At 61.0% G+C, this 17,799-nt stretch carries 18 protein-coding genes, 1 tRNA gene and 1 pseudogene; 16 read left to right on the top strand and 4 right to left on the bottom strand.

Annotated elements, in window-relative coordinates; translation table 11 throughout:
- Positions 1-102: 102 nt before the first annotated feature.
- The 4 genes from MUN76_RS05915 to MUN76_RS05895 form a co-directional block, all read right to left on the bottom strand.
- Positions 103-175: transfer RNA gene (locus MUN76_RS05915), tRNA-Gly, on the bottom strand.
- Positions 176-583: 408 nt separating this feature from the next.
- Positions 584-838, bottom strand: coding sequence for a hypothetical protein (locus tag MUN76_RS05905; RefSeq protein WP_244688014.1), 255 nt, complete (start codon positions 836-838; stop codon positions 584-586).
- Positions 839-912: 74 nt separating this feature from the next.
- Positions 913-2,186, bottom strand: a protein-coding gene (locus MUN76_RS05900; protein WP_244688012.1) for an IS3 family transposase whose coding sequence is annotated in 2 segments (ribosomal slippage) — positions 913-1,916 and positions 1,916-2,186 — 1,275 coding nt in all. Because the reading frame shifts where the segments join, the coding sequence is not laid out codon by codon here.
- Positions 2,187-2,224: 38 nt separating this feature from the next.
- Positions 2,225-4,552, bottom strand: coding sequence for an excinuclease ABC subunit UvrA (locus tag MUN76_RS05895; protein ID WP_244688010.1), 2,328 nt, complete (start codon positions 4,550-4,552; stop codon positions 2,225-2,227).
- Here MUN76_RS05895 and MUN76_RS15610 point away from each other — a divergent pair.
- The 16 genes and pseudogenes from MUN76_RS15610 to MUN76_RS05830 all read left to right on the top strand — a co-directional run.
- Positions 4,551-4,778 (top strand): annotated as a pseudogene (locus tag MUN76_RS15610) (HTH domain-containing protein); the annotation flags it as partial. The gene MUN76_RS05895 and the pseudogene MUN76_RS15610 sit on opposite strands and share 2 nt — an antisense overlap.
- Positions 4,779-4,832: 54 nt before the next feature.
- Entirely contained in the window at positions 4,833-5,579 is a 747-nt protein-coding gene (locus MUN76_RS05890; RefSeq protein ID WP_244688008.1) for a helix-turn-helix transcriptional regulator, read from the top strand.
- Positions 5,580-5,668: 89 nt separating this feature from the next.
- A complete protein-coding gene (locus MUN76_RS05885) occupies positions 5,669-6,091 on the top strand; it encodes a relaxase domain-containing protein (protein ID WP_256451810.1) in 423 nt (140 codons plus the stop codon).
- Positions 6,048-6,182 (top strand): relaxase domain-containing protein, encoded by a 135-nt coding sequence (locus MUN76_RS15495; protein WP_256451809.1) that lies wholly within the window; start codon positions 6,048-6,050, stop codon positions 6,180-6,182. The genes MUN76_RS05885 and MUN76_RS15495 overlap by 44 nt, the downstream gene beginning before the upstream one ends.
- A 105-nt stretch (positions 6,183-6,287) precedes the next feature.
- The gene (locus tag MUN76_RS05880; protein WP_244688006.1) at positions 6,288-6,938 is read left to right on the top strand and encodes a hypothetical protein; all 651 of its coding nucleotides are present in this window, start codon (positions 6,288-6,290) and stop codon (positions 6,936-6,938) included.
- A 39-nt stretch (positions 6,939-6,977) separates the two neighbouring features.
- Positions 6,978-7,151 (top strand): hypothetical protein, encoded by a 174-nt coding sequence (locus MUN76_RS15550; RefSeq protein WP_346730408.1) that lies wholly within the window; start codon positions 6,978-6,980, stop codon positions 7,149-7,151.
- Positions 7,152-7,383: 232 nt separating this feature from the next.
- Positions 7,384-8,313 (top strand): extracellular solute-binding protein, encoded by a 930-nt coding sequence (locus tag MUN76_RS05875; RefSeq protein WP_244688004.1) that lies wholly within the window; start codon positions 7,384-7,386, stop codon positions 8,311-8,313.
- On the top strand, positions 8,298-9,191 hold the full coding sequence (locus MUN76_RS05870) for an ABC transporter permease (protein ID WP_244688002.1): 894 nt from the start codon (positions 8,298-8,300) through the stop codon (positions 9,189-9,191). The genes MUN76_RS05875 and MUN76_RS05870 overlap by 16 nt, the downstream gene beginning before the upstream one ends.
- Positions 9,188-9,988, top strand: a complete 801-nt coding sequence (locus tag MUN76_RS05865; protein ID WP_244688000.1) for an ABC transporter permease — start codon at positions 9,188-9,190, stop codon at positions 9,986-9,988. The genes MUN76_RS05870 and MUN76_RS05865 overlap by 4 nt, the downstream gene beginning before the upstream one ends.
- On the top strand, positions 9,975-11,081 hold the full coding sequence (locus MUN76_RS05860; protein WP_244687998.1) for an ABC transporter ATP-binding protein: 1,107 nt from the start codon (positions 9,975-9,977) through the stop codon (positions 11,079-11,081). Before MUN76_RS05865 ends, MUN76_RS05860 begins: the two co-directional genes overlap by 14 nt.
- Entirely contained in the window at positions 11,078-11,809 is a 732-nt protein-coding gene (locus tag MUN76_RS05855) for an SDR family NAD(P)-dependent oxidoreductase (protein ID WP_244687997.1), read from the top strand. The genes MUN76_RS05860 and MUN76_RS05855 overlap by 4 nt, the downstream gene beginning before the upstream one ends.
- Before the next feature lie 37 nt (positions 11,810-11,846).
- Positions 11,847-12,620, top strand: coding sequence for an SDR family NAD(P)-dependent oxidoreductase (locus MUN76_RS05850; protein ID WP_244687995.1), 774 nt, complete (start codon positions 11,847-11,849; stop codon positions 12,618-12,620).
- Positions 12,617-13,306 (top strand): GntR family transcriptional regulator, encoded by a 690-nt coding sequence (locus tag MUN76_RS05845; RefSeq protein WP_244687993.1) that lies wholly within the window; start codon positions 12,617-12,619, stop codon positions 13,304-13,306. The genes MUN76_RS05850 and MUN76_RS05845 overlap by 4 nt, the downstream gene beginning before the upstream one ends.
- Positions 13,307-13,398: 92 nt before the next feature.
- The gene (locus MUN76_RS05840; RefSeq protein ID WP_244687991.1) at positions 13,399-15,075 is read left to right on the top strand and encodes a thiamine pyrophosphate-binding protein; all 1,677 of its coding nucleotides are present in this window, start codon (positions 13,399-13,401) and stop codon (positions 15,073-15,075) included.
- 22 nt (positions 15,076-15,097) lie between these two features.
- Positions 15,098-16,483, top strand: coding sequence for a diaminopimelate decarboxylase family protein (locus MUN76_RS05835; RefSeq protein WP_244687989.1), 1,386 nt, complete (start codon positions 15,098-15,100; stop codon positions 16,481-16,483).
- Entirely contained in the window at positions 16,480-17,778 is a 1,299-nt protein-coding gene (locus tag MUN76_RS05830; protein ID WP_244687987.1) for a M20 family metallopeptidase, read from the top strand. Before MUN76_RS05835 ends, MUN76_RS05830 begins: the two co-directional genes overlap by 4 nt.
- Positions 17,779-17,799: the final 21 nt, after the last annotated feature.

Below are 17,799 nucleotides of genomic sequence, written 5' to 3'. Positions count from 1 at the left end.
GGGCGTCGCGAGGCGACGAAGTAGTGGACCAATCTAGTGGTCAACGTCCTGCAAAGTATGCAAAATGTGACGCGCTCCGCAAAGCCTGAAACACCAAAACCCTGGTCAAGTTGAGGAAAGATGCCGATCCGCCTGCCTGGTAGTCAGGTGCGCTACCAAGCTGCGCCACAACCCGTTGTTTAGTTATATGGGCTGCTGGAGAGGCTAATGCCTGTAACCCCCAGTCAAGTGCACTAGCGTTTGCATGGGATTTCCCAGCGCGGCAAGCTGACTTTTCATTGATTGTTTTTGCTTCGCTCAACTATGCCCACGTGAGCCGCTGGCGACGCTTCGTTAAATAGGGTGCTCGGAGCGGCGCCGGTGGGTTCCTCTGCGATGTCGCGGGGACGGCGAGGAACTGGTTCGCTAAGTCCCCGCGGCGCCTCTCCCGCATGACCGCCACTGGAGGGGCGTTGATGATCGTCCTCGGCGCCGTGCTCGCGGTGACCGACCAGAAGCACTGACGGGTCGATCCTTCCGCGCGCCTCTTGCGCCCGTCCGCCGTCGCCGACTGAGGAGTTCCGGTGCGTCGCAACCCGCCGCGTCAAGCCGTCTCGATGAGCTCCCGCGCGGTCTCGATGCTGCGGTTCGCCTGGGCGAGATCGACTCGGGCGAGTGCGAACGCCGCGATCACGAGCCCGGTCGCCGTGTCTGCGAGACGATCCGATTGCTCGGCATCCAGTTCGGGGGCCCACGCCCGGATCCCACGGGAGAGGGCGTCGTGGAGTTCGGCATGGTAGTCCGAGATGACCTGCGCGACCTCGGGATCCTGGCCGATGGGGGCACCTGCGCTGCTCACGAGGAGGCACCCATTGCTCGCCGGCATCGAATCGAGCGAGGAGAAGGTGAACCGTCCTCGGTTTTCTGCCGTTCCTATGCGGGTGCCAGCACCGGGTGGTGGCGCTCTTCGAGGCCAGCGTAGTACGCGGCCTCGAACTCTTCGGGCGGAACGTCGCCGAGCGTGGAGTGCAGCCGCCTGGCGTTGTACCAATCAACCCATCCTGCAGTGGCCCATTCGACATCGTCGATCGTCTTGAACGGCCCGGCCCGGAAAGGAGATCCATCACGGATCGCCTCATTCTTGAACAGCCCGATCGTGGACTCGGCGAGAGCCTTATCGTATGCATCACCGATCGATCCGATCGATGCAGCGATGTCCTCCAAGGCGAGTGTTTCTGCGAAGGACACGGACGTGAACTGTGAGCCGGCGTCGCTGTGGTGAATCAGCCCGTCCTGAGCGGGGTGGCCGGCGACGTCGCGTCGCCACAATCCCATCCGCAACGCGGTCGTCACCAACGGGGTCGTCTTCACCGTGCTCGCATGCCAGCCGACGATCGCCCTCGAGAAGCAATCGATCACAAATGCCACGTATACGAACCCGGCCCACGTCCTCACATAGGTGAAGTCCGCCACCCAACGCCGGTTCGGAGCTGGGGCGGTGAAGTCCCGATCCAGCAGGTCCGGCGCTCTGGCGGCGCCCCGGTCCGGGACCGTTGTCCTGGTGCCCTTGCCGCGCACCAGACCGTTGATGCCGAAGTCCCGCATCAACCGATCCACACGCCGTTTCGACACAATGAAACCATGCCGGCGCAGCAGCGCGGTCATCTTCCGGCGTCCATACATCGATTCCGGTGTCAGCTGGCCGTGGTCGTCGATACGGGCGGCGAGGATCGCGTCGATCACGACCGCGTCGGCGAGGTCCCTCGCAGAGGGCTGGGCACGTTTCCACGCCCGATAGGTCCGCTCGGCGACCTGTACACCCTGCTCCCGCAGAACCCGGCAGATCGACCCGACCGAGCGGCCCAGCGCACGCTGGTCCTCAATGAACGCGAGGATCAACGGCGTCGGGGGTCGAGTTCCCCCGCGAAAGAAACCGCTGCGTCCCGCAAGATCGCGTTCGCCTCACGCAACTCACGAACTTCTCGACGCAGTACTTTAACTTCCTCGGCCTCGACCGAGTGCGCTCCCTGCCGGTCACCGTCGTCGATCTGCGCTTGCCGGACCCACCGGCGCAGTGATTCCTTCCCGAATCCGAGCCTTTTCGCGACCGTTTCGCATGCGGATGTCAGGTTCGGGTACTCATCGAGATGATCGAGCACCAGCTTGACCGCACGCTGCTTCGTCTCCTCCGGGATCCTCTTTGGCATGATCTCAATCTTCCTTCCAAACTCGAAAGGAAACGGCATCAAACCGAGGACGGTTCACTTTTCGCGGTGATCAATGTGGGCCGAGGCGTCAGCAACCATTTCCCTGTGATCGAATCGCGTGCGGTGAGCAGGCCTTGCGGGGGTCCGTGATAGACAACGGATCCGCCTAGTTCTCCTGCGCCGGGGCCGATGTCGATGATGTAATCAGCGTGAGCAATGACCCGTTGGTTGTGTTCGATGACGGTGATGGTGGCTCCCTCGTCCACGAGCCGGTCGAAGAGTCGGAGGAGTCTGTCGGTGTCGGAGCCGTGGAGTCCTGCGGTCGGTTCGTCGAGCACGAGCCGCAATCTCGAGGGTTCGGGAGTGTCGCTGAGGCGTTTAGCGAGCAGGAGTCGCTGGCGTTCGCCTCCGGATAGTGTGTTCGTCGCTTGTCCGATGCTGAGGTAGCCCAGCCCTAAGTCTTCCAGCCATTCCAGCGATGTTGTGATGTCGCGGACAGACCTGAACAGGTCGAGGGACTGGGAGGCGTTCATTGCGAGTACTTCTGCAATCGAGTGTCCCTTGAACTGGGCGGAGAGCGCCTGGGGATTGAACCTGGTCCCGCCGCACGCCTCACAGGGAGTGCTCACGTCATCGAGGAACGCGAGGTCGGTAGTGATTAAGCCTTTGCCCTTGCAGACGGGACACGCTCCTCTTGCGTTGGGGCTGAACCACGACGGTGCCATACGGTTGGCGCGAGCGAACTCACGGCGGATGGGGTCGGCGATTCCCAGTACGGTGGCGGGGGTTGACCGGTTCCCGCCACGGAGTGGTTCTTGCCCGATGACGACAAACTGCGGGTGTTGAGCTGGGAGGATTTGGGCGGCGAGGGTGCTCTTCCCGGAGCCCGCGACCCCGGTCACCACGGTGAGGACTTCGAGCGGGATATCGACGGTGATGTCGTGAAGGTTGTGGGCTGTGGCATGTTCGACGGTCACCGACTTCTTCGGTGTCCGAGGGTTGAGGTTGAGACGCACCTGTTCGTGCAGCATCCGACCGGTCGCTGTGTCGGTGGCGGCCAGTTCGTCGGGTGTCCCCTCGAACTGGATTTGACCGCCGTTCGTCCCTGCCCCGGGTCCCAGGTCGATGACGTGATCGGCCGCGGCGATCACCGCAGGGTGGTGTTCCACGACGAGGACGGTGTTGTGGGCATCACGAAGGTCTGCCAGGAGCGTGAGGAGCCGGTGAACGTCGTGTGGATGGAGGCCGACACTGGGCTCGTCGAAGATGTAGCAAACGTCGCTCAAGGCACTGCCGAGATGCCTGACGATCTTCACTCGCTGTGCCTCGCCGCCGGAGAGCGTCGTCGAGTGCCTGTCCAAGGTGAGGTATCCCAGCCCAACGGCGTCCAAGGCCCTCAATCGTTCGGTGATCGCTGTGAGGACCGGATTCACGCGCGAATCATGCACACCGTGCACCAGGTCCCGTAGTTCGCTGACCGGGAGCGCGGACCAGTCAGCAATCGACCGGCCGTCTATGAGGCTCGAGCGAGCGGCCTGGTTCACGCGAGCGCCGTGGCACTCGGGGCAGGGCTGCCGAGTCACGATCCTCGCCAGCCCTGCTCGTTCTTCGTCGGTCAGCCGCGAGGGCGTCTTGCGCAGGTAGCTGTTGCGGAACCTGGGAATCACTCCGTCGAAGTTGCTCGACTTCGGGTATTTCGGGTCAGGGGACGCCAGCGGCAGATCCTCCGCGTACAGGAGACTGTTGAGCACGTCGTCGGGCAACTCGGATAAGGGCCTATCGGGGTCGGCAAGGCCGGAATGCACCATTCGAGACCACCGATAGGTGCCTGGCTCAAACGCAGGGAAACGAATTGCACCCTGATTCAAGCTCAGCCGCGTGTCGAGCAACTGGTCGAGGTCGATATCGTCAACCGTTCCCAACCCCTCGCATCTCGGACACATCCCGGATGGGTCGTTGAACGAGTATGCCGGCGAATAGCCCGCGCAGGGCTCTCCGATACGAGAGAAGAGCATCCGCAACAAGGGCGCGATGTCACTCGCGGTGCCAACGGTCGATCTCGCATTGCCCGTGAACGGGCGCTGATCCACGACCGTCGTGAACATGAGACCGTCGATGCGATCGACATCAGCTCGACCTCTGGACGGCAGACGGTTGCGGACAAACAGCGGGTACGACTCTGCGATCAGGCGGGTGGCTTCCGCGGCGATGGTGCCGAAAACGAGAGACGACTTTCCCGACCCAGAGACCCCGGTGAAGGCGGTGACCTGGTGCTTCGGTACCCGCACAGACACCTCTTGGAGGTTGTTGGTCCTCGCCTGCTCGATACTGATCCACGCAGCTCGGTCCCCGTTCATCTTCGTCATGTCTCAACGGTACGATCAGTTGTGGACAGGTTTTGACCGCAACCTGTTCGGTAGGAGAGGCAACATGAGGACGCCAAGGGAGCGGATGCTGCGCTTACTCTCGTTGTTACAGATCGGCCGCCAGTGGACAGCGTCCGATCTGGCCACGGCGACCGAGAGCACGCCCAGAACATTGCGACGCGACATCGATTTCCTCCGAAACCTCGGGTATCCCGTCCAGAGCAGCCGTGGTCCCGGAGGTCACTACCAACTCGTAGCAGGCCGAGCACTCCCGCCACTCATGTTCGAAGACGACGAAGCAATCGCGGCAGTCCTGAGCCTGAAACTGGCAGCCAACGGAGCAACGGTCGGCGATGAGACCATGACTTCTGCGGCACGAGCCGAAGCAAAAATCCACCGCATCTTGCCGCCTAAACTCAGGCGCACCGTCGACGCCCTCATCTCGACGACCGACATCTCCAGCACAGCCGGAGCACTTCCTGAGTCAGGCACGTCGAAAACTGTCGCTGAGGCAGTCGCAGCCCAACGGCTCCTGCGCTTCGACCATGCCACCACATCCCACACGACACAACGTGAGGTAGAACCGGCACGCCTGGTGCGGCTCCAACAACGCTGGTATCTCTTCTCTTGGGATCGCGCGCGCAGCGACTGGCGCACGTTCCGACTCGATCGGATGAGCAATGTCCAGATCGGCGACGAGCGCTTCCACCCACGCGCGCTGCCTGCCGATGATCTCCCGGCGTACCTTCGCGCAAACTTCCGAGGCGTCCCTGAACGCACGGTAGTTCTCACGCTCCATGAAAGTGCAGAACACGCAGCCGACCGCCTCTATCGCATCGATGGCACCATCGAACCAATTAGCGAACGGGAATGCCGCTACACGGCCCACGTTGACTCATACGAATGGCTTGCGCTCTCCCTGACACTCACCGACATCGAGTTCACGATCGAATCACCGGACGACTTCCGCGCCTACCTCGCTCTTCACGCAAGCAGAATGCTCCGCGGAGCCCGTCCTCCGAGATAAGCCACTTCGCCACGTAGCGCCGCTGACACCATTGCATGCGCGAATGCCACCGCTTGCGGGGCTTGCGCACCTCTCTCATGAGTCGACTCATGAGAGAGGTCGAGATGAAGGGTGGGGTGATCCTGTTCCGCGGCAGCGGAGCTTCCGCTCGCCGCTATGTCGAGGCCGATCGCTCCCGCGCGGACGAGTACGAGGGCTGGGTGGACTGGATCAACCCCGACACCGGTGAGCCGATGGGCACCCCGCGCGCGGCCACCGAGGTCACGAAGGGGTCGCCATTGTTCGCCGAAATGACGATCAACGCCCCCAAGTCCCTGTCGGTCGCCGCCGCGCTGCATCCCGAGGTCTCCGAAGCCCTCAATTCGGCCCAGCAGGACGCCTTGGCAGAGATACGCCGCTGGTTGGGTCAACACTCCGTCACCTGGGTCGGGCCTCGTGACGTGCGGGAGGTTGTACCTACTCAAGCACATGCAGGTCGTCGGCATCCGGCACAAGACATCGCGGGCGGGTGACCCGCGCCGGCATATTCATAGGCAGATCGGCACTCGGGTGTGCGCGGCTGGGAAGTGGCGGGCGCTCGATACGGCGGCGTTGTTCAAGTAGCAGGGCGCGATCCGCGCCCTCGGCACCGCGGTCATCGCCGCGCACCTGCACCTCGCGCAAGCCCTCGAAGGGCACGGCCTGACCCTCGATCCTGTCTCCGGTGAAGTGGCCGAGTTGCGGCCGTTCAACGCCGTGATGTCGAAGCGGTCGGCGCAGATCAGGCGCAACCTTGATCGGCTTGAAGCCGAATGGGAAACCGGCCATCCCGGCGAAGTCCTCGGGCCGGTGATGACGGCGCGGTTGCAGGGCATCGCGTGGATGCACCAGCGGCCCGGGAAGAAGCCCGCTGATCTGAAGGATGAGCAGTGGTGGGTTCAGGAACTTGCTGGCGCCGGATATGACCACGGTGGGCGGCAACGAAGCAATCTGCAGCGCCTGGTGCGGGTGGATGATCTGGCCGTGCAGGAGGTTGCAGCACGCGCGCTGGATCGCTGCGCCGCCGCATCTTCAGCATGGACGAAACACACGGTGCGGAAGCAGGTCTCCCGCATAACTACCGAGGCAGGCGTGCAAGCAACACCTGCGGAATTGCGCGAGTTCATCACGGTAGCTACCGATCTTGCGGTGTCGGATTGCTTCTCCGTGCTCCCGCCGGATGCGGCGACGCCGGAGCACGTTGCGCACCTGACCAGCCTGAACGTGGTCGCCGCCGAAACCGCGCTACGTGACCAATTCACCACCGCGACGTCGGAGCGAGTGCCGGAGCATGCGGACGTGACCGACGCCGCACGCGCGGCAGGGCTGGATGAGGGGTAGACGGTCGCTGCTGCGGCGATTGCATCCTCTGATTCGTTGGTGATCGTGAAGGGCGCTGCGGGGAGTGGGAAAACGACGACGCTGCGTGCTGCCATCGACGTCGCCGCCGAGCGCAGGCCTGCGTCCTCAGCGAGATTCAGGAGTCTTATGGAGTTGGCAAGTGCTCTCAGCTCCGCCGCCCCATGTAGGACGATCATTCTCATGGTGACTTGACGCAAGAATAATCTTTCCTGTATACAGATATACAACGGTTGAGGGGGTCTCAATCCGTTCTCTACGAGGAGGTAGTGATATGACCCGAACGAGGTTCCGATCGCGACGTGGTGCGGCAGTGTCAGGTGTCGTTGCGGCAGTGATGGTGTTGGGAGCCACAGCATGCGCTCCTTCGCCTAGCTCTTCAGGTGGCACGGGGAGTGACACGGACGCGAGCGGTGAGGTGGTGTTCGTGAGCAACGGTGGAGCGCTGCAGGACGCACAAGACACCGCCTACCTCGTCCCGTTCATGGAAGAGTTCCCCGGTATCGCGGTCGTGCAGGACACGGGATCTACGGACTACGCGAAATTTACCGCGCAGATCGAATCTGGCAATGTGGATTGGGACCTTGCGGATATCGGCAGTGACTTTGGGGGCCAGGATCCAGCTCGCTACTTCGAGCCGTTTGACTGTGACGTCGTGGAGTGCCCGGAGGGGGAGAACCCGGTGTACCGCATTCCGACCCACGCCTACGCTTCAATTCTCGGCTACAACGAGGGCGCGCTCTCCGAGGCGCCCTCGAGTTGGGCAGACTTCTTTGACACGGAGAAGTTCCCGGGTAAGCGGGCAATGTTCCAGTTGGCTGGCGCAACCGGCATTTTCGAAGCAGCTCTCCTCGCAGATGGCGTCGCACCAGAAGATCTCTACCCCATTGACTACGAGAGGGCGCTCGCAAAGTACGACACGATCAAGGACGACATTATCTGGGCGACGAGCCCGACAGACACTGCTCGGCTGGTGGCAGATGGAGAGGCCGTTATGGGCAATCTCTTCTCCAGTCAGGCGTTTGCGATGGCTCAGAACGATACGCCAATCGAAGTGATCTGGGATGGCATGGGTCTGGGCTTCGACTACCTGGTGATTCCAAAGGGAGCGAAGAATGTCGACAACGCGAACCTTCTCGCGGGGTTCATCACAAGTGCCGAGAACAACGGCCGACTCTCTGAGATCTATCCCGTTGCACCGGGCAACCCGGCCGCAGCAGTTGATGAGAGCGCTGAGACGTACCCGTTCCTCCCGCTGCCGGATCGCGCAGAGCTCAGCTACACCTTCGACGGCAATTGGTACAGCGAGAACCAGCAGCAGATCGTGGATGCGTTCCAGGCATGGCTGCAGCAGTAACGTCGAGCATCACCACCCGGGGGAGCCGTGGGCCCGCGGCTCCCCGGGGGGTGCGAAGCTGGTGGGGTCTGCTCGGGCTCCCGGGCGGAGTCGCGCTGCTCTTCTTCTTTATCCTTCCGCTCGGCGAGATTCTCGTGCGCTCACTGACTGATCCATCACCCGAGAACTACCTTCGAGCAGTGACTTCGGAGGTGGTGCGTTCCTCCTTCGTGACGACGTTCGTGGTCTCCATTCTCACTGTGGCGTTCTGCATTCTTCTCGGCTACCCGTACGCGTACGTGATGGCCCGTTCTCGTTCGGCCGTCGCCGGTATCCTCGGGTTCTGCGTGCTCGTACCGTTCTGGCTCAGCATTCTGGTCCGCACTTATGCGTGGACGGTCTGGCTGCAGAACACGGGGATCATCAATTCCTTCTTGCTCGACGTTGGACTCGTGAACGAGCCGGTGCAATTGATGCGAAACGCTCTTGGCACGGTGATTGGCATGACCCACGTGCTCCTGCCCTTCATGGTTTTTTCGATGTACGCGAGCATGAAGCGAATCGACCTCGGTCTTGAGCGAGCATCACGCGCTCTCGGGGCGGGCCCAATCCGGACCTTCCTGCGGGTGTACTTGCCCCTCAGCCTGCCGGGTGTCTACTCAGGAAGTCTGATCGTGTTCGTGACCTCGTTGGGCTTCTACCTGACGCCTGCAATCCTCGGCGACGCAGCGAAGCCGCTCGTTGGACAGCTGATCGTTGAGCAGGTAAATCAGGCACTCAACTTCGGGATGGGAAGCGCGATCGGAATCCTCCTGCTACTCGTCACTCTGCTGCTACTGGCGTTGGGCATGCGCTTCGCGAAGTTTGAAGACATCGTAGGTTTGAGAGGCGATCAATGAGAACTCCACGCTGGATAACAACGGCTGCATTCGTCATCGCGGGATTCATGGTCCTTCCTACTTTGGTTGTGATTCCGCTCTCATTCACCACTCGAACTGTGCTGAGTTGGCCGCCGAGTGGCTTCGACCTGCGATGGTATGAAGAGATCCTTACTGACAGGGCATGGCAGTCGGCGCTCGTCACGAGTCTTCAGACCGGAGTGCTTACTGCAGTTTGTGCCACCGTTCTTGGGACTGGCATCGCCCTCTCCTTGTCGCGCGGGCGATACATAGGTCGACGCTTTTTCACGATCGCGGTGCTGGCGCCGATGATTGTCCCCACGGTGATTCTGGCGATCGGTGCATTCTTCGTGTTTTCAAGTTGGGGGTTCCGGGGAAGTGTCGTGGCTCTCGCTGCCGCTCATACGGTCATCGCGCTGCCGCTTGTCATCGTGTCGGTCCTGAACAGTTTGAGTCAATTCGATCGCACTCTTGAACTCGCCGGGTACAGCTTGGGTGCACACCCGGTGAGAGTCTTCTTCACTGTCACACTTCCTAATCTCCTCCCCGGAGTTCTTGCCGGGGCCATGTTTGCCTTCATCATCTCCTGGGATGAGGTGGTCATCTCACTGTTTCTGAGCAGCCCGCGCGTTCGCACGCTCCCGGTACTGATCTTCAGTCAGATCTCCAGCGGCGTTGAACCTTCGGTTGCCGCCGCCGCCTCGCTCCTGATGGCGGTCACCCTCATCCTTCTCATAGGCACTCGTATCCCCGCCATGCTGGGCCGAAAGCGAAAGCGACTCCATGCACACTCCTGACTCATCGAACTACTTGAAACTCAACGGACTTTCGAAGCACTACGGTTCAGCCATCGCGCTCGACGGGATTGACCTCAACGTCGCTCGCGGCGAGTTTGTGACGCTGCTCGGTGGATCCGGATCGGGCAAGACGACCACACTCAATTGCATCGCAGGATTCGTATCACCCACCTCAGGGTCGATCGAATTGGACGGGATTGAGATCAACCGGCTCCCGGCGCACAAGCGCAATGTCGGCGTCGTATTCCAAAACTATGCGCTGTTTCCGCACCTCTCCGTATTCGAGAACGTCGCCTATCCGCTCAAAGCACGCCGAACACCCAGGTCCCGTATCCAGGGAATGGTCAAAGAAGCGCTCGCGACCGTTCGACTTGAAGGCTTCGAGCAACGCCTGCCCTCGGAACTGTCGGGTGGTCAGCAGCAGCGTGTTGCGATGGCACGGGCGATCGTCTATCGCCCTGACCTGCTTCTTCTCGACGAACCCCTCGGCGCGCTCGACAAGAACCTTCGGGAGCAGCTGCAGCTCGAGATTATGCGACTCCATAGGGAGTTGGGTATGACGGTGATCGCGGTGACCCACGATCAAGAGGAAGCACTGATGATGAGCGACCGAATCGCCGTGTATCGAGAGGGAAGCATCGTTCAGATCGGGACTGCCAACGAACTGTATAACGACCCATCGAACCAGTTCGTCGCCGAGTTCGTCGGCGAATCAAACGTCTTTTCCGTTCACACGGTACGTGATACGCAGGGAATCAGGTATGAGGCTCCGGGCCTGGGAAGATTCACTGTGGAATCAGGCGCCGATCTCGCCGAAGGCGAGCCGGCGGTGGTGGTCGTACGACCGGAATCGATGTCGCTGATTGCAGTCGGAGACGCTCCCTCGACAAATGCGAATGTTGTTCACGCTGAGGTTATGAATTCGGTCTATGTTGGCTCCTCGCGAAAGTACATCGTGCGGACCGCAGATGGGCAGGAACGGCAGGTGAGGACCGGGCCGCTCGGACGACCCTTCGCAGTTGGTGAGGCGGTGGCGGTGACTTGGGCCCCCGAGCATGGGATCCTCTTGAGTGGTGAAGGAGGACCCCTGTGACCAGGCAAACGGTACTCGTCACCGGAGCAGCCGGTGGTATCGGTGCCGCAGTCGCTCGCCGACTCGCCGAGAGCGGAACACGGGTGATCCTGACGGATCTACAAGCTCCAGAACTGGATCGGGTGCTCGGTGATCATGCCGCGAACGGTGAGTCTTTCGCGTTGGATGTTACGAACTCAGCCGCGGTCGATGCCCTGATGCTCGACTGCGATCAACGCAACGGCGGAGTAACAGGGCTAGTTCTGAGCCACGGGATCGGCGGAAAGATTGCTCCGCTCACTGAATGGAACGATGCTGAGGTCGCCGCGGTGCTCACCGTCAATCTCGTCGGTTGCACCACTGTGATGAGAGCAGTGCTTCGTCACATGACGGCTCGAGACACACCCGGGCGGATCGTTGCCATAGCCTCTGCGGCGGCAAAGGAGGGGAATCCCGGCAGTGCCGTGTATAGCGCGTCGAAGGCGGGTCTCGTCGGACTGGTGAAATCTGTCGCTCGCGAGGTCGCCGATCAGGGAATTCTCGTAAATGCCGTGACGCCAGGTTCGACGGATACTCCGATGTTGGCGCAGGGACCTGGGATCATCGACTATGTCGTTTCTCGGACACCGATGCGTCGTCTCGCGCGGGCTGAAGAGGTCGCTGCAGCGGTGGCCTGGCTGCTCTCGCCGGATTGCAGTTTCACCACCGGAAGTTGTCTCGATGTTTCCGGTGGGAGATCGGCCTACTGAACATGACACGACATATGAGTAAGGACGGACAGTCGCTATGGGTGCTGAAGTGAGGATCGATGGCCAGTGCGCGATCGTGACAGGTGGTGCTCGGGGAATCGGCCGGGCATATACGGAACGTCTCCGAAGCATGGGGGCGAGTGTCGCTGTGCTCGACCTGAGCTTCGACGAGGAACACGGCGTTGACCGACCTGCTGAATCTGGTCGGGGGGCGCTTCTCGGTATCTCAACGGATCTCACCGATGAAAAGGCAGCACGCGCTGCCTTCGCAGAGGCCAGGGAGCGACTGGGGCGGGTGGATGTGCTCGTTTGCAACGCCGGTGGGGGGACAGGGGCCATGTGGGAGAACAGTCCTCTCTCTATGGACCTAAACGCATTGCGGAGGGCCTATGAGGTGAACGTCGCATCGATGGCGCTGTCATGTCGTGAGATCGCGCCGGGAATGGTGAGTGCCGGACGCGGAAAGATCCTCACGGTCGCTTCGACTGCGGCTCTAAGGGCCCGGTCTGATGGTGGATATGCTCACTACGCGAGCGCAAAGGCGGCTGTTATCGCCTTTACCAACTCGCTTGCTCGCGAGGTCGCTCCCGCAGGCGTCACCGCCAACGTCATTGTGCCCGGCGCCATCGGCACTGAGCGGCTCTTGCCCAAGATGGAAGCGATGGGCATGGATTCCGTACTTCGGGATATCCCTCTCGGCAGGTTGGGTACGCCGGAGGACTGCGCGAATGCGTTGGAATTCTTGGCCGGACCGCTTTCTGACTACATCACCGGTACGGTTGTACGTGTCGACGGAGGGATGATGATATGACGGGCATCGCGGTAGAAGTACCGGTGCTGACTATTCCTGGCCCGAATGCGGGCGAGGCATCATCGGCGCATGCGGCTCGAGTCATTCGCGAGGCGATACTGAGTGGCGCCTTGGCTCCTGGGTCAGTGATTCCGCAGGGTACGCTCGCCGAGCAGATGGGGATTAGTCGGATCCCCGTCCGAGACGCACTCCGACAGCTCGAATCTGAAGGGCTGGTGCAGATTCCGACGAACCGCGCAGCACGGGTGGCCGTGGTGGGTATCGAGGAGCTTCGTGAGCTCTACGATCTCCGAGAGATGATTGAGCCCTATGCGATTTCTAAGAGTGTGCCCTTATTGAATCGGTCGACGCTCGACAGGATTGCGACGCTTGCCGAGATGTTCGACGCTCGGATCGACTCGGAGGAGGAAGTACTGCGAATTGACAAGGAGTTCCATGCATTGTCGATGTCGGCGGTCCCCTCCATGCGCGTGAAACGACTGGTGCAGGAATTGATGAACGCCACGCAGCAGTACCGTCGCGCTCATTGGGCTGCCAACAACGAGCATGAGTACGTCACCATCTCCCATGACCATCATGAGCTCGTGCACGCGTTGGTATCGAGAGACGCTGAGAGCGCGGCTGCCATTGCAAAGCGGCATCTTCGCCGCACCCGGGAATTGCTTGAAGAGCGCCTGAGTAAGTAGCGCGAGAGCTTCTCACCGGCGATGGCGCCGGCACACCAATGTTCACATGAGTGTTGTATGCCTCATTTATGTATACGAGTATAGGAAGAACAATGAATCTAACCCGTCATGGCGGGCACGTCGTCGCCGAAATCCTCGCGGAGAACGGCATCACTCGGGTGTTCGGGCAGGACTCGCCTGAGTGGCTGTTTGCGGTTCTCGATCATGAAGTCTTTACGGTAACGATTACGCGCGATGAACGTTCCGCTGGCTTCGCGGCCGACGCTGCCGCGCGACTCACCGGAGTGCCAGCAGTTGCCTGTGGCATTCATGGGCCGGGGTTTACGAACTTGCTGACGTCTCTCTATGAAGCCCGAGAGTCAGGCTCACCAGTGATTGCGCTGGTCAGTGGAATCGAGACTTCGAAGAAAGGACGCGGAGCATTCCAGGAACTTGACCAAATTGCAGCCGCAGCGCCCATCGTCAAATTCGCCGAAAGGGTTGAACGTCCTGACCGAATCGCGGAGACACTGCGTAGGGCCATTGTGGCCGCAACTTCCGGGCGGCCGGGACCGGTCCTTGTGGAACTCCCGAATGATGTCATGGGTGAGCTTCAGCCACTCGAGCCGAGTCTCGCTGCAGCGGCGAAGCTCTCCGAGTTACATTCCGCGACGTACTCGGTTCCAGACGGTCTCTTGGAGGTTCTCACTTCTGCACGGCGACCGGTCGTCCTCTTAGGCGGTGGTGCCCGACACGTTCCGCACGACGTCGTTGCACGTTTGGCTGAACGCCTCGGTGCCGCGGCGTGCGTCACTGCAATGGGGAGAGGCGCGTTCCCCGAGATGCATCCGCTGTACGCCGGGGTCGTTGGTTTCATGACTGATCGAGCTGACGGAAGCGGCGCTATCGCCAACGTCCAGATGCGCGATGCTGATCTTGTTCTTGTGATCGGGTCTGCTCTCGACGGTGTGACCACTGACGGTGGACGACTGCCCGGCAGCGATTCCAGAATTGTCCACGTGGATCGTCTGCATTCCGCTCCGATCGAGCCGCGCGACGGCGAAATGAGAGTTCTTGCTGACGCGACCGAATTCCTTAACGCCGCGACGACGGCTCTGGGGGACGAGGTCGGCGAGCAAACTTCCTTGCGGCAACAGGAGCTCGCCGTTGCGTGGGCACAGGTTGAGTCCGCGCAGCGTCACCAAGCTGACGCACAGTCGGAGTCCATACTGCCGTCCCGGCTCTTGGTTGAACTACAAGCACATCTGCGACCAGATGATCTCCTGGTGTGCGATGCCGCTTACAGCAGTGTGTGGGCACTCAGCTATCTCCGACAGGGTCTCCATTTCGCGGATACGGTGGCGGGCAGGGGGGCGGGAACACTGGGTTTCGGACTCCCCGCTGCGATCGGAGCATCCCGAGCATTCCCAGACCGTCGAGTGGTTGCACTGGTAGGCGACGGTGGCTTCGGATTCGGATGGGGAGAGCTCGAGACGATCGCCCGACTGGGCTCCGAGGTGACCTGCATCGTGCTGAACAATTCGGTGTTCTCCTACCAGCGGCTTTGGCATGAACTCAACGGAACCCAGGCGCGCAACCTCGACTTTGCCCCAGTGCGGCACGAGCAGCTTGCCGAAGCGGTCGGAATTCGCGGTATTCGGGTGGTCGCAGCTGGCGAACTCAGTACTGCTCTTGAACGTGGGTTGGCGTCAGGCCCCAGCGTGATCGACGTCGTCATTGATCCAACCGAACTCCCTCCATTCCGAAAGGAACGACACATTGGTAAATAAGGCGGAAACATCGAGCAATGTCATGAGTGTCGCTGAGATGGTGAGCAATCGAATCGCGGCCGACGGTCTCGCCGTCACGGCGATCGAAAACGTCAAAGTGACCGATCTCGTTGCAGAGTATGGCACCCCGCTCTGGGTCATCTCCAGCAATCAGATCAGAGACAACTTTTCGGAACTCGCGGAGGCTGCCCAAACGCTGCAGCCGTTTGAGATCGCGTACTCGATCAAAGCCAATAACAATCGGAGCGTGCTTGAGACGATGCGCGCCTGCGGCGCGCTCGTGGATTGCTCCTCCGAGTGGGAGCTCAAGATCGCGCTCGCGGCAGGTGTTCCAGGCTCCGCAATCATCCTCAACGGCAATGGAAAATCAGAATCGTACCTCCAAGTCGCCGTCGACGCGGGCGTCCGACAGATCAACGTCGACTCCCTGAAAGAGGTGCAGCGACTGGAAGATCTCGCACAACAGGCCGATCGAGAGGTGGACTGCGTTGTCCGAGTGAAGTTGAGTTACCGAGAACTCCTTGCCGTCGATCCCTCGTACGAGCGCACCCTTCGCGTTGCCGAAGCCAAGTTCGGCAGCAGTATCGTCAACGGTGATGCAGACCGGACTATCGACGCGATAGCACAAAGCGAGAGGCTGAACTTCCGAGGACTCTCGCATCATGCCGGCTTTGCTGGTTATCGAGCCAACTACACTCCAGACAATCAACTCCTCCATGTCCGCGAGTGCGCGCGCGAAATGGCTGCATACGCCACTGTTCTGCGTGGGCGAGGAACGGAGGTCGAGCGACTGGATGTGGGCGGAGGGCTCCGGTCGGGCAGAAACGTCCTTCTCTCGACCCCCGGAGACGGTGCTGATGTCGCGCTGCATCCTCTCCCGACAGCAGAGGACTACATCAAAGCGATCGCAGCGGGCATTACAGCTGGCTGGGCGGGAGACAATCGTCCTCTAGTGCAGTTCGAGACGGGCGGATTCCAGGTGGCGAACGCAGTCTCGCTCATCACCACAGTGCAAGACGTGAAAGAAACTGAGCATCCAACGCCTCGTCGATTCATCACTGTCGATTCAGCAATGACGATGTTCACGTCACGGGGTTCATCGCGGGTCGGGTATCCTGTCGCCGTAGCGGGAGATCGCGCGGATGATCGGTATGAGTCGGTCCCAGTTGAGGTCGTTGGTCCCACCTGCGCCTATGATTCCATCGCCGAAGACATTCTCTTGCCAAGAGTCGAGCCCGGTGATTTGCTCATGCTTATGAACCAGGGGGCATACGCCGAAGTGACGTCGACACAGTTCAACGCATTTCCTCGGCCCGCGGTTGTGATCGTCGACGGAAAACATAGTCACCTCGTCCGTCGGCGAGAGACACTGGAGGATATCGTGTCCCGCGAGGTCTCGGCATCGTGAGCGGCGCACGGCACACTCAGATCGCCACCGAGGTGCAAGCGGACCTTCTGGGGCGAGCGAACCTCGCTGCGGAGTTTCTCGCGGAGGGCATTCGTTTGCCTAGCTTGAGCGGTGACGAGGCTCCCTACGCGCAGTTCATTGAAAAGTGGGCGGACGACCAGGGATGGGAAGTCGACAGGCTCAGGCTAGATGATCCGAGGATCGTGGCCGTCGAGGGTCTGGAGAAGGAACGGAACGTCAGCGGGCGGTGGAATCTGCTTTTGCGCCCTTGGCCGCGTTCCGGAAAGCCGCTGCTGGTTATCAACGGACACCTCGATGTCGTTCCTCCAGGTGAGCCCGAGAGCTGGTCCGGCGCTCCGTTTGACGGTCGGATCGAAGATGGAAGCGTGTACGGGCGCGGCGCCGTCGATACGAAAGGGCCGATTGCGGCGGCTCTGCTGGGCGTCTCGAACCTCGTTGAGCGAGGCATTCGACCAGAAATCGACGTCGAGTTCCACCTTGTTCTTGGCGAGGAACTCAGCGGGGTGGGGACACGAGCGGCATTGGAGTGCTGGAACGTTCCCGATCGTGTTCTCGTGTTAGAGCCGAGCGATTCCCGCATGGTGATCGCGAGTACTGGGCTGATCGCGTTCGAAGTGGTTACCCACGGTGTTTCGGCCCACTCCTCAAAACCTTGGGAAGGGCAGGACGCCCTCGAGCATCTTTTGCGGATTCACAGGGTGTTGCGTCGTCGAGAGCAGGAGAAAAACGCGGCAGCATCGACCGGAGAGTTCGCAGATGTCCCTGTGCCTGCCCCCTTCGTGGTCGGCACCCTCGACGCTGGTCGCTTCCGCAATGCTGTGCCGGATCGTGCAACCATGGTCGGTCGCATCGGGCTGCTGCCCGGTGAAAGCCCACGAGCATCCGCTGAAGCACTCACGGCATTGGTTCAGCAGGTTGACGAGGACGCAAAATGGCCTCTCGCTTCTGACGTCACCGTCTTTCACGGTCTTGCGGGATGGCGCACCGATCCCCGCAATAGCCTCGTCGAAGCCTTGGGACATGCGTTGGAATCGCTCGAATGTCACGGGAGGCCGGAGGTTCTCACAGCAGGATCGGACGCAGGGTACTACGGAGAACGCGGGATTCCTACAGTTCTCTTTGGGCCGGGCGAGATGGCACTCGCGCACAGCCCCAACGAGCGCATCGCGGTGTCCGAGGTCGTCGTCGCTGCCGCCGCCATTGCGTCTGCCGTCGCTACGATCACCATCCCTTCCTCGGGATCGTGCGCCGACCTCGAAACTTCATCTGAATAGTGACAGAAGAATCACTAACGT

The organism is Leucobacter rhizosphaerae, assembly GCF_022919175.1.
In the GTDB taxonomy this organism is placed as follows: Bacteria; Actinomycetota; Actinomycetes; order Actinomycetales; family Microbacteriaceae; genus Leucobacter; species Leucobacter rhizosphaerae.
The sequence above is the reverse complement of the archived record's forward strand: the minus strand, read 5'-3'. Positions and strand labels throughout refer to the sequence as shown.